This is a genomic window from Aquimarina sp. 433 (genome assembly GCF_054054605.1).
Map to the genome: position 1 here is coordinate 45,139 of NZ_JBSWZK010000012.1, position 12,622 is coordinate 57,760.

A 12,622-nucleotide genomic window follows, 5' to 3' on the forward strand; every position below is an offset into this window, starting at 1 on the left:
GATTATGAATAAAATAAAAGTTGGTCATGTGTTAAATTCTATTGGAGGAGTAGATGTGTCCTTGCGACTAATTCTTGAAAACTTGAATGTTAAAACTTATGACAACTTTGTTATTCACGGTTATAAAGATACTTCTAAAATATACTTAGATGGTGATAAAAAAAAGGTAAAGGATTACAAGATTCCTATTTTAAGAGATATCAGTATCATTAATGATATTAGATCTATTGTTTACACGGTAAAAATTTTTAAACTTGAAAAGCCTGATATAGTTCATGCTCATAGTGCAAAAGGAGGACTAATCGCAAGAATTGCATCTATATTTTATAAAGTAACTATCTTACACACTCCGCAGGCATATTCTTATCTAAGCACAAGTAATAGTTTTAAGCGATGGATGATTTTATCAATCGAAAAATTTTTAAAAAACATAAACTCGGTTTTAGTGGCATCTTCCAATTCCGAATTGGAAAGAGGTCTACAAGAAGTAGGTTATAAAAAAAATAAGACAGAATTGTTTAGCAATTCTATACACCCTATTAGAAATCTAGAAAACGATGTTAAGTATTCAGTAAGTTGGCCAGATGATTATATATGTACTGTTGGTCGTCCATCATATCAAAAGAATATAGAAATGATGATTGAGGTTATCAAAGAATTAAGAAATGATATGCCTTCTATCCACCTGGTTTTGATGGGAGTTGGAGAGTATTATCCTAATTTGGATAAAGTAGAAAGATTGATCAAAGAATATAACCTAGAGAATAATATTACTCTTGTAAAATGGATAGAGAGGCAAGAGATTTTTAAAATAATTTCTAAATCTAAATTGTATATTTCTACAGCTAGATATGAAGGTTTGCCATATTCAATTATAGAGAGTTTAGCGTTATCAAAGGCATGTGTTGTTACTGATTGTGATGGAAACAGAGACTTAGTAATAGATGGGTATAATGGATATATAATTAAAAATAATGATATTGTTGAAATGTCAAAAAAGATTCACCTTTTGTATACAAATGAAAATTTGAGAAGTGAAATGGAACAGAGCTCTAAAGAATTGTTTCAAAAAGGATATAATTTACAAGAGAATATTGGCTTAATCGAAGAGATATACCAAAAATATGCACGTATTTAATCGTAATTAGATAATTCTATTTACTTTTATTCGTTTGAAGAATTAATAGCACGTTAATAGCTATATATATTATTCCATGAATAAAAATCGATATTCTAAATACATCCGCCCTATACTATACTGTGTTGATTTATTGATTATATATTTATTGTCATTTTTCCTTTTAACTAAGAGTATTAGAGATCTGGTTTTTTTTATCTTATTTTGGATATTGCTGTCATTTTTCCTTTCGTTTTATAAGGTGTATCGTTTTACCAAAATTATTGATATTATAGCTCTGTTATTTAAGCAAACAGTAATTTTAGTTTTGTTAATAACAAGTTATTTATACCTTTCTAAATCTGATATCCCTTGGATTAGTATTTTAAGCTTTTTTATATGGCTTTTTGTTACATTAAATGTTTGGCGAATTTTTCTTTATGAAATTTTTAAAAAGTATAGAATAATTACAGGAAGTAATTACAGAAACGTCGTCGTAATAGGAGCAAATGAATCTACAAAAAAACTAACTAATTTTTTTAATACGATGCCAGGATATGGTTATCGATACAAAGGTTTTTTCACAAACCAAGAGATAAAAAATAAAATAGGTACTATTGAACAAAGTTTTGATTATATAATTAACAGGGAGATTGATGAAATCTATTGTTCATTAGATGAGTTAAATGATGAGATGGTAAAAAGGTACATTGACTTTTGTGATGTTCAAATGAAAAACTTGAAGTTTATTCCAGATACTAAAGAGATTTTTTCAAAAAATTTACATCTCAATTACTATGATTTAGTTCCAATAATTTCATTAAGAGAAATTCCACTTGATGATCCAGTAAAAAGTTGGGTAAAAAGACTTTTTGACTTTGTTCTAGCTTTATTAGTAATGATTGGTGTTCTTTCTTGGTTGATTCCAGTTTTAGCAATCATTATTAAACTAGAAAGTAAAGGTCCAGTATTTTTTAAACAAAATAGGCCTGGAATAAAAGAAAAGGGTTTTTTTTGTTATAAGTTTAGATCAATGCATTTAAATTCAATTTCTGAAGATTCTGCTACCAGAAATGATCCTCGCACTACTAGAGTTGGAAAATTTATTAGAAGAACCAGTATAGATGAATTACCTCAGTTTATTAATGTATTGTTCGGAGATATGTCTGTTGTTGGTCCTAGACCACATTTATGGAAGCAAAATGAATTGTATGGTACAACAATTTCGAAATATATGGTTAGACATTTAGTAAAACCAGGGATAACTGGATTAGCTCAAGTGAAAGGTTATAGAGGAGGTATAGAAACTAAAGAAGATATTGTTAACAGAACGAAATATGATATATTTTATATAGAAAACTGGTCCATACTACTAGATATTTATATAATCGTACAAACAATTATCAATATTTTTCGAGGAGAGGAAAAAGCATATTAGAATTATTAAATAATATTTTATTTAAAAGGCTTGAAAAATCATTGGAAAACACGATTTTTGATCCTAATTTTATTCATACATGAAAATATCAGTAATAGGCACGGGTTATGTTGGTTTAGTAACGGGCACGTGTTTAGCAGAGACGGGTAATGAGGTAGTTTGTGTAGACATAGACCAAAACAAAGTAGAAAGGATGCGTAATGGCGAGGTTCCAATCTATGAGCCTCACCTAGATGTACTTTTTGAGCGCAATATAAAGGCGAATAGATTGCAGTTTAGCACCTCACTTAAAGAAGGTATTGATCACGGAGATATTATCTTTTTAGCGTTACCTACACCAGAGGATGAAGATGGTTCTGCAGATTTATCTTATGTACTTGGGGTATCTAATGAGATAGGTAAGCTCATTTCAGAGTATAAGGTCATAGTGGATAAGAGTACAGTTCCAGTAGGTACAGCAGAGAAAGTTAGAGCAGCTATATTAGAAAACTCCAAGTGTGATTTTGATGTAGTATCCAATCCTGAGTTTTTAAGAGAGGGGTTTGCGGTGGATGATTTTCTAAAGCCAGAGCGCATAGTAGTAGGATCCTCTTCGGAGAGAGCTACGGATCTTATGAAGAAATTATATAAACCGTATGTACGGTCAGGGAATCCTATCATAGTTATGGATGAGAAGTCTGCAGAGCTTACAAAGTATGCTGCGAATTCATTTTTGGCAACTAAGATTACCTTCATGAACGAGATAGCTAATTATTGCGAAAAGGTGGGTGCAGATGTAGATAAAGTTCGTATAGGTATGGGTACTGATTCTAGGATCGGAAAGCGATTTTTATTTCCTGGTATTGGTTATGGAGGTTCTTGTTTTCCAAAAGATGTAAAGGCCTTGCATAAATCGGGGAAAGAGGATGGCTATGATTTTAAGATTTTGGAATCTGTTATTGATGTTAATCAAAAGCAGAAGTTGTCCTTACTTCCAAAGATTGAATCCTATTTTGATGGTGATTTAAAAGGGAAGACCTTTGCTATTTGGGGTCTTGCTTTTAAGCCAGAAACGGATGATATTCGAGAAGCCCCTTCATTAGATATTATATCAAGTTTATTGGATAGTGGTGCAAATGTAAGAGCCTTTGATCCAGAAGCTATGGATAATGTCGCTCGTAAATATGGAGATAAGATTACTTTTTCGAGATCTATGTATGATGCATTGGAAGGAGCGGATGTTTTAGTGATATGTACAGAGTGGAGTATATTTAGAACTCCGGATTTTGATAGGATAAAGAAGAGCTTACAATATCCTGTTATTTTTGATGGAAGAAATCTATATGATCTTATGGATATGGAAAAAGAAGAAATCACATACTTCTCGATTGGAAGAAGGGATTTAAAAGTTATATAATGAAAAAAATTTTAATAACAGGAGCTGCGGGTTTTTTAGGATCGCACCTTTGTGATCGATTTATAAAAGAAGGTTATCATGTGATTGCTATGGATAACCTAATAACTGGAGATCTAAAAAACATCGAGCATTTATTCAAACTTAAAAATTTCGAGTTTTATAATCATGATGTTTCAAAATTTGTTCATGTTCCTGGTGATTTAGATTATATCTTGCATTTTGCATCTCCTGCAAGCCCCATAGATTATCTTAAAATCCCTATACAAACACTAAAGGTTGGTTCATTAGGAACACATAATCTTTTAGGATTAGCTAAAGAAAAAAATGCTAGAATATTGATTGCTTCTACAAGCGAAGTGTATGGAGATCCACTGGTTCACCCTCAAACTGAAGATTATTATGGTAATGTAAATACCATTGGACCTCGTGGAGTGTATGATGAGGCTAAACGATTTCAGGAATCAATAACAATGGCATATCATACCTATCATAAAATAGAAACAAGAATCGTACGGATTTTTAATACGTATGGTCCTAGAATGAGATTGAATGACGGAAGAGTTGTTCCGGCTTTTATTGGGCAAGCATTGCGCGGAGAAGACTTAACAGTTTTCGGAGATGGCTCCCAAACTCGTTCTTTTTGCTATGTAGATGATTTGATAGAAGGGATTTATAGATTATTATTTAGCGATTATGTATTTCCTGTCAACATTGGTAATCCTAATGAAATTACCATAAAGGATTTTGCCGAAGAGATAATCAGACTAACGGGAACGGACCAAAAGGTGATATATAAACCGCTTCCAGTTAATGACCCTTTGCAAAGACAACCAGATATTTCAAGGGCAAAAGAGATTTTAGATTGGGAACCTAAAATTGATAGATCAGAAGGAATGAAACGTACACTGGGATATTTTAAAAGTCTTTCAGAAGAAGAGCTATATCGAAGTGAGCATAAGGATTTTTCATCTTATTCCTAATATACATGCACCACAAAAGAAGAGGATACTAATATTTAATAAGGCCAATTCTTCTTGTAATTGATCTAATCATCGTATTAACGTTTTCCTTCTTCTTTCTAAATGATATTGTGAATAACTATTATACCTGTTTTTGTCTTTTAAATAGATGAGGTCGAGAATGATGAAGATATTGTGAATCGTATTAAGTACGACATATTTTATATAGAAAATTGGTCCTTATTACTGGATTCTAAAATAATTTTAGACACGATCGCTAATTTAATTAAAGGTCAGGAAAAGGCGTATTAAATAAGTATTAAAAATAGTTGTTGTCATTTGATGAGATTAGAATAATGAGGTTTAGCAAAAAGATAATAGAGCTTTCAGAAATGTTTTATAAACATGATGATGATATTGTACTTACAATTTTCTGGAACAGTCTTTATATAGCATTTTTGTTACTACCTTTAGGAATTAACCTTCCAACTCCTTTTTTTATAGTTTCAATCATACTTGGTGTTGTAAATATATTTAGGTCGAGAAGAAAGTTTGATTTAGATAATAAAATTGTATTACTATTTCCATTGTACTTTATAGTCATGGTGCTAAGTTTGATTTATACAGATAATCTTTCATATGGATTAGACGTATTGCAAAGATCTGTCTCGTTACTCTTATTTCCCTTGATTTTTCTTTTTGTAAAAGAGGATGCTTCCTCAGTCAGAAAATTATTTGATTTTTTACTTTTAGGGTTGATTATTTCATTTTTCCTCAATTTATCGATTGCTTTAAACAACTCTGCATCCATTATCAAAGAAGGCTTAATTGCTAAGGTATCTATAAAGGATCTTACGTCGTTTTTAGATGCAATATTGAACGGATGGAACTATTTGATCAAAAACGAGTTTTCTAAACTAATAAATCCTAGCTATCTTTCCTTATACATATTACTGGTATTGAGTTTTTATTTAAAAAAGAGTTTAGAAACGAGACTTAGAACAACGATCGTAGTAATATTATTTTTATATCTTTTTCTACTAGCTTCCATAGCAGCCTATTTGATATTATTTATGATGTGTTTACTACTTATTTTTAATATTCCTGATAGAAGTAGAAAACATACTATGATCATCATGTTTTTTTTGGGAATAATGGTTTTTCTTAATAACCCTAGAGTATTTGATTTTTATGCAAAGGTTAAAAGTTTTGGTAATTCTATCGTACATTCTAATTCTACTTCCGAGAAAGCAAGGTTATTATCATGGGATGCGAGTTTTAAACTGATAAAAGAAGCACCTTTATTGGGGTATGGTATAGGAGATGCTAATGATGTTTTGATTAAAAAGTATAATGAGCTGAATTATACTTATAATTTAGAAAATAAGTACAATGCTCACAACCAATTTCTTCAAACATTTTTACAAACTGGAATCATTGGAGTCATGGTGCTCTGTGGTATTTTTGTTGTCCTAGCGATTCGAATGAGGAGAAGTCGAAATGAGTTTTCTGTTTTTCTGATTCTTCTTATTTCATTAGTTTTTGAATCTATGCTGGTTAGGTTTAATGGAGTTGTATTTTTTTCGATTGTTATGCCATTGTTACTTAAGAAGAGAAGTATTCTTAGTAGTAGGATCATCCGTAATAATTTGGTAGCGTCATAAATATTTAAATAGCTTTTAAAATAATTAGTAAGACAGTAGTTAATAAACTATTTTTGAGGCCTGTAAAAATTAGCCAAAACAATAACCCATAAACAATGAATATTTTAGTATTAGGATCTGGAGGTAGAGAACACACTTTTGCTTATAAAATTGCTAAGAGTAATTTATGTGAGAAGTTATTTGTAGCACCAGGTAATGCAGGAACTGCAGTTATCGCAACAAATGTATCAATTGCTGTAACTGATTTTGAAGCAATTAAAGAACTGGTATTGAAAGAGAACATAGAAATGGTTGTTGTAGGTCCAGAAGATCCATTAGTACAAGGGATAGCAGATTTTTTTGCAGAAGATGATGATCTTAAAAACATTGCTCTTATTGGTCCTTCTAAAGAAGGAGCAAGATTAGAAGGAAGTAAGGAATATGCCAAGGAATTTTTATTTAGACATAATATTCCAACGGCCGCGTATCAAAGCTTTACAGCGGATACCGTTAACGAAGGAAAGCAATTCTTGGAAACACTACAACCTCCTTATGTTTTAAAAGCTGATGGGCTTGCGGCTGGAAAAGGAGTACTTATTCTTCAGGATATCGAGACAGCTAAAGCAGAGCTGGAAAACATGCTTACAAATAAGAAGTTTGGAGCAGCAAGCGAAAAAGTAGTCATAGAAGAGTTTCTTGATGGAATTGAGTTAAGCGTCTTTGTCTTAACGGATGGTAAAAACTATATCACGCTACCAACTGCAAAGGATTATAAGCGTATAGGAGAAGGAGATACTGGATTAAATACTGGAGGTATGGGAGCTATTTCTCCAGTTCCATTTGCAAATAGTTCTTTTATGAAAAAAATAGAGGAACAAATAGTTAAACCTACTGTAGATGGTCTTGCTAAAGAAGAAATAGATTATAAGGGATTCATATTTATAGGGTTGATAAAAGTTGGAGATGATCCAAAGGTAATCGAGTACAATGTAAGAATGGGAGATCCAGAGACAGAAGTGGTTTTACCAAGAGTAAAAACTGATTTGGTTTCTCTTTTTAATCATGTATCCAACGAAACATTGGATAAAATAGACGTAGAGATCGATCCAAGAAGTGCTACTACGGTGATGACAGTTTCCGGAGGATATCCAGAAGCATATGAAAAAGGAAAAGAAATTACAGGTATTGAGCAAATAAAAGATTCTATTGTTTTTCATGCAGGTACTACCATAGCGGATGATAAAGTAGTAACAAATGGAGGACGAGTAATAGCGATAACCTCTTTTGATGATGATTTTAGAAAAGCTTTGGAAAAATCATATCAAAGTGTTGAAAAACTTAATTTCGAAAAAATGTACTACAGAAAAGATCTAGGATTCGATCTATAAGACAAGTAAAAGAAAATGCACAAAAAAAGCTCAATGTAAATAAACATTGAGCTTTTTTAGTTCGTATGTAAATAATTTAATCCAAAAATGAATGAGCTTTTGGGTCTCTATCTTCTTCATTGTTGTCATTAAATTTTTTCAATTCCTTCATCCAGTAAAGAAAAGCTACAAAACCGATTAGCATAAATAACCAGTTTATAATATTAGCTGCAGTCCAACTTTCTAATTCTAAAGCTCTAAGAGCATCAAGAGGTGCAAAAAGTACGTCTACAAATAAAGATTGTATAGCTTCAAAAAATTCTTTCATAATATGATCTTCATTTTCATTATAAAAAGCTAACAAAAAACTTTTTATAAATTAGTAATATTATAGTTCAAAACAATAATGTATTGTCTGACGCAAAAATATAAAAAATAGTAGTGTTATCAAGCTTTTTTAGTAAATCAAAACCGATAAATTTTATAATAGTAGGCTTATATATGTTTTTGCTATACGTAGCAGCGTATTATAAAACAGATTTTAGTCTAGATTATATCAGTATTCTAATGTTCTTAGGTGGTTGTGTCGTCTATATTTTGGCAATGCTTGTATTAAATTTAGTTACTCAGAAAAACGATTTAACCCAAAAAAGTACAAATACCATATTACTTTTTGCTTTTCTAACAGCTTTATTACCTAATTCGCTGATCGATCCTTATATCTTATTAGCTAATTTATTGGTAATTCTGGGTATCAGAAGTACGCTTAATCTTAGAAATGGGAAACATATAAAATCTAAAATTTTAGATGCTTCTCTCTTTATAAGTTTAGCATCTGTGGCTTATTTTTGGAGTATTGGTTTTATGATTTTTGTGTTTTTAGGGATTTTGTTTTTTGAACCCAAAAATTACCGGAATTGGCTTATTCCTGGAATTTCTTTAATAGCTACTTATGTACTTTCTAATTGCTTTACTTTATTAGTTTATGACAATGTTTTTACGATTTTCGATTATGTGGATCCAATATCATTTTCCTTTAGCAATTATGTCAATCAACAAAGCGTTTTTTCTGTAGGAGTTATTACTATATGTGCCTTGTTTTTCTTTACCATATATTTTTTAAGATTTAACAGAAAGTCGACAAAACTGAAACCCATTTTAAGATTAATTATATCACAATGGATAATTGCTTTGACGATTATAGCAATCGCTCCAAATAAAAACACTTCAGAAATAGTATTCGTGACAGCTCCATTGGCAATTATAGGTACTACTTATCTGGAGATGGATCAAGGTAAACTTGTAAAAGAAATTAATATTTGGATATTTCTTCTGTTGCCATTTGTTATACTATTGTTTTGAGTGATGCTTATTAAATTTTTATCCTATATAATTCTATACTAGCATAAGCTTACAAAAAAGGAACATTTCAAGTTTCTATAATTAAAAAGTTTATCTGGGAGGATGATGCTAAATTTCAGGATAGTAGTATGCTTATTAAATTTATCAGAGGAGATATTTTATATCTTGATTCACCTTATAATTTTAAGCAATATGGATCAAATTATCATATTTTAAATACTATCGCAAAATATGATACCTTTGTGCCCGTTGGAAAAACGTGTTTACCATCATATCAAAGATCCAACTATTGTAAAAAGGGAAAGTATTAGCAGTTTATGAATAGCTAATTAAAAATGCTAAATTCGACTATATTTTCCTTAGTTATAATAATCAAGGGTTATTGATGGTGGCACCGAAAAATAAGACAAATAATGAAGCGTTATGGGGAATGTGATTTAATAATAACGAAAACAAAAATCATAAAACCTCGATAATTAAAGAATATTTACACATCTAAGAAAAAAGAACAGCATGTTTACAGATAAAGCAAATAAGATTTTTAAAGAAGTTATAGAAAAGTATCATGTGGAGGATCGTGTGGATCAAGAATTCTCTAATCCTTACGATAGCAAATCAGAACAAATAGAGCATTTGTTATATCGCAAATGTTGGATCGATACTGTGCAATGGCATTATGAAGATATTATCAGAGATCCAGAAATTGATCCAGTAGCAGCTTTAAAGCTAAAAAGACAGATTGATGCTTCTAATCAGGATAGAACTGATATGGTGGAGTATATCGATAGTTATTTTTTAGAAAAATATAAAGAAGTGGTTGCTAAAGAAGATGCTACTATTAATACTGAAAGTCCAGCTTGGGGAATAGATCGTTTATCAATTCTGGCACTAAAGGTATATCATATGCATGAGGAAACAGTAAGAGAAGGAGCCTCTGATTCACATAAAGAAGCGTGTCAGAAAAAGTATGATGTGTTATTAGAACAACAAGTAGATCTTTCGACTGCAATCGATACTTTACTAAGTGATATTGAAAATGGTGATAAGTATATGAAAGTATACAAGCAGATGAAAATGTATAATGACGATGAGCTAAATCCTGTATTACGAGGAGAAAAATAACATCCTTTTTTTGAGTAAAAAAAAGAACATACAAGAAAATAACAAAGCCCTTTCTAAGAAGGGCTTTGATGCACATATTCTTGTGATTCGATTGTCTGCTATGGGAGATGTAGCTATGACAGTTCCTGTATTACGAGCTTTCTGTGCGGCATATCCTAATGTTAAAATTACAGTACTTACAAGAAAATTTTTCGAACCTATTTTTTCAGATATAGAAAATGTAGACGTATATCATGCAGATGTTACTGGAAAACACAAAGGAATTTTCGGGTTATCAAAGCTTTCTAAAGAACTTAGAAAAACAGGCATTACAGCAGTAGCGGATTTACATAATGTATTACGATCTAATGTGTTAAAAAACTTCTTTGCGTTAAGAGGAATCAAAGTAGTACAGATAGATAAGGGAAGAGCTGAGAAAAAAGCGTTGACCAGATCTGAAAACAAAGAGTTCAAGCAACTAAAAACAACCCATCAACGATATGCAGACGTTTTTGAAAAGTTGGGATATCCCATCGATTTAGATCATCATTCGTTTCCAGAAAAAGCTGCGTTAACCCCAGAAATAGTTGAGCTCACAAAGAATTCTGGCAAAAAATGGCTTGGGATAGCACCGTTTGCCCAATACCAAAGTAAGGTATATCCATTAGAACTACTGATTGAAGTAATAGAAAAACTGGATAGTGAAAATACCTATGAGATTCTAATGTTTGGAGGTGGTAAAAAGGAAATCGCAATTTTAAATAATATCGAAAGTAAGTACCAAAATGTAATCAATGTGGCGGGTAAGTTGTCCTTTGAGGATGAATTAAAACTTATCGGTAATCTGGATGGAATGCTATCTATGGATAGTGGTAATGCACATCTAGCAGCTATGTTTGGAATTCCTACCATCACACTTTGGGGAGTAACACATCCTTTTGCTGGTTTTATGCCTTTTGGGCAACCTATGGAAAATGCAATACTGCCTAATCTTGCCAAATACGATAAAATCCCTACTTCTATCTATGGCAATAAGTTCCCTCTAGGGTATGAAAAGGTAATGTATTCTATCCAACCAGAAACGGTGGTTGAAGCCATCAAAAACTTGTAATTGTTGTTGACGGTGCTTAATCCACATTTTGATATTTTTTAAAACACATAAATGCATTTTTAGCAGCTAATGCACCTTGTTGTTGCTGTTCTTCAGAGAATGATAATTCTTCTACTACTTTCGTAAAGGTTTTCCAACGGGTTAACGATTGTTCTGGATTTTTTCCAAAAAAATGAAACTCTTTTACCTCGTCTAAATGGTTGCAATTTTTCAAGCGTTTAGCAATTAATAAACCTCCTAGCATAGAACCTTCAATCACATATAGCGCTCCAATAAGCGCCGCAGTCGAGGACACAGAAAATGAAAATTCTTCATCACTAAGTAGATCATGATCCGATAAATAAACTATGTCTTTGTGCAAAGCATCGCTTTTTTCATTAGAAATAAAAGATAACAATGTATCAGGAGCTAATTGCTTATTTGCTATTAGCTGTTGTTCTATTTCCAGATAACTGTAATAATTCTGTAGTAAAAAATGAGTATACTTTTCTACAGTAATGGATTGATCTAATATAAATCGGGCCAAACTATTTTTTTCTACTTCTTTATGAAGCTGATCGGTTTCTTTTTTTAAAAATGACAGCATTAATCTTTTAGGTAATTATATTTCTCTAATGTTTTTTTCATTTCTAGATATCCTTGCATAATGGCTTCGTTATCTCGTTTAGCATTTTCGATAAACATTTGCATGGCTTCTAATGTTTTTTCATGACCAGCAGGCAAGGTTTCGGCTTTTTTACTGTTCGCAATCTTTTGAAAATAAGGCAAAAGCTTTGTAGAGAGGGATTTTATGTGTTTTTTTAGGATATAACCTGTAGCTCCGCTAAGAATAGTTTCTGCGGCTAACTCCTCGTCATAAATAGTTCCAGTTACAAATATAAAGTGGCGTATAGTCGTTTCTTTATTTACATAATCCAATACTTCCATACCAGTAAAACCATTTAGTTTGTAGTCAGAAATAATCACATCCGGATCAAAAAAATGTACCGCTTGTGTAAATTTTTCGAATGTATCGACTTTGCGAATATCAGGTTTTTCTAAAATCCTATTTAGATGGTATTCTATAAGCGAAGCATCGTTGATATTGTCTTCTACAACTAATATTTTAAACTTTTCTTTGATCATCCG

At 31.5% G+C, this 12,622-nt stretch carries 13 protein-coding genes and 1 pseudogene; 11 read left to right on the forward strand and 3 right to left on the reverse strand.

Translation table 11 applies throughout. The features are described from left to right. Window positions 1–4 precede the first annotated feature (4 nt). The 7 genes and pseudogenes from ACWNT5_RS20735 to purD all read left to right on the forward strand — a co-directional run bounded on the left by ACWNT5_RS20735 (window position 5) and on the right by purD (window position 7,941). Window positions 5–1,138 (forward strand): glycosyltransferase, encoded by a 1,134-nt coding sequence (locus tag ACWNT5_RS20735; RefSeq protein ID WP_299609047.1) that lies wholly within the window; start codon window positions 5–7, stop codon window positions 1,136–1,138. Window positions 1,139–1,214: 76 nt separating this feature from the next. After that, window positions 1,215–2,555: an undecaprenyl-phosphate glucose phosphotransferase gene (locus ACWNT5_RS20740; RefSeq protein WP_299609044.1), complete on the forward strand. Its 1,341-nt coding sequence runs from the start codon at window positions 1,215–1,217 to the stop codon at window positions 2,553–2,555. A gap of 79 nt (window positions 2,556–2,634) precedes the next feature. After that, entirely contained in the window at window positions 2,635–3,951 is a 1,317-nt protein-coding gene (locus ACWNT5_RS20745) for a UDP-glucose dehydrogenase family protein (RefSeq protein ID WP_456518443.1), read from the forward strand. Then, entirely contained in the window at window positions 3,951–4,931 is a 981-nt protein-coding gene (locus tag ACWNT5_RS20750) for a UDP-glucuronic acid decarboxylase family protein (RefSeq protein WP_299609038.1), read from the forward strand. The genes ACWNT5_RS20745 and ACWNT5_RS20750 overlap by 1 nt, the downstream gene beginning before the upstream one ends. Window positions 4,932–5,081: 150 nt before the next feature. Further along, a pseudogene (locus tag ACWNT5_RS20755) lies at window positions 5,082–5,222 on the forward strand (sugar transferase); the annotation flags it as partial. A gap of 80 nt (window positions 5,223–5,302) precedes the next feature. Beyond that, window positions 5,303–6,574 carry an O-antigen ligase family protein gene (locus tag ACWNT5_RS20760; RefSeq protein ID WP_456518444.1) on the forward strand — a complete coding sequence of 424 codons (1,272 nt, stop codon included), beginning with the start codon at window positions 5,303–5,305 and terminating at the stop codon, window positions 6,572–6,574. A gap of 95 nt (window positions 6,575–6,669) precedes the next feature. Continuing rightward, entirely contained in the window at window positions 6,670–7,941 is a 1,272-nt protein-coding gene (gene purD / locus ACWNT5_RS20765) for a phosphoribosylamine--glycine ligase (RefSeq protein ID WP_456518445.1), read from the forward strand. 76 nt (window positions 7,942–8,017) lie between these two features. Here the strand turns inward: purD and ACWNT5_RS20770 are convergent, their stop codons facing one another. Continuing rightward, entirely contained in the window at window positions 8,018–8,248 is a 231-nt protein-coding gene (locus tag ACWNT5_RS20770) for a DUF6341 family protein (RefSeq protein WP_456518446.1), read from the reverse strand. Window positions 8,249–8,361: 113 nt separating this feature from the next. Between ACWNT5_RS20770 and ACWNT5_RS20775 the strand changes: the two genes are divergently transcribed. The 4 genes from ACWNT5_RS20775 to ACWNT5_RS20790 all read left to right on the forward strand — a co-directional run bounded on the left by ACWNT5_RS20775 (window position 8,362) and on the right by ACWNT5_RS20790 (window position 11,494). Next, the gene (locus ACWNT5_RS20775) at window positions 8,362–9,282 is read left to right on the forward strand and encodes a DUF6427 family protein (protein WP_456518447.1); all 921 of its coding nucleotides are present in this window, start codon (window positions 8,362–8,364) and stop codon (window positions 9,280–9,282) included. Window positions 9,283–9,410: 128 nt separating this feature from the next. Next, on the forward strand, window positions 9,411–9,593 hold the full coding sequence (locus ACWNT5_RS20780; RefSeq protein ID WP_456518448.1) for a DNA adenine methylase: 183 nt from the start codon (window positions 9,411–9,413) through the stop codon (window positions 9,591–9,593). A gap of 202 nt (window positions 9,594–9,795) precedes the next feature. Further along, a complete protein-coding gene (locus ACWNT5_RS20785) occupies window positions 9,796–10,404 on the forward strand; it encodes a DUF4254 domain-containing protein (RefSeq protein ID WP_299900488.1) in 609 nt (202 codons plus the stop codon). A 10-nt stretch (window positions 10,405–10,414) separates the two neighbouring features. Continuing rightward, window positions 10,415–11,494, forward strand: coding sequence for a glycosyltransferase family 9 protein (locus ACWNT5_RS20790; RefSeq protein WP_456518449.1), 1,080 nt, complete (start codon window positions 10,415–10,417; stop codon window positions 11,492–11,494). Window positions 11,495–11,510: 16 nt separating this feature from the next. Here the strand turns inward: ACWNT5_RS20790 and ACWNT5_RS20795 are convergent, their stop codons facing one another. After that, entirely contained in the window at window positions 11,511–12,080 is a 570-nt protein-coding gene (locus ACWNT5_RS20795) for a biliverdin-producing heme oxygenase (protein WP_456518450.1), read from the reverse strand. Beyond that, window positions 12,080–12,619, reverse strand: a complete 540-nt coding sequence (locus ACWNT5_RS20800; RefSeq protein WP_456518451.1) for a response regulator — start codon at window positions 12,617–12,619, stop codon at window positions 12,080–12,082. The genes ACWNT5_RS20795 and ACWNT5_RS20800 overlap by 1 nt, the downstream gene beginning before the upstream one ends. Between the last annotated feature and the right edge of the window lie 3 nt (window positions 12,620–12,622).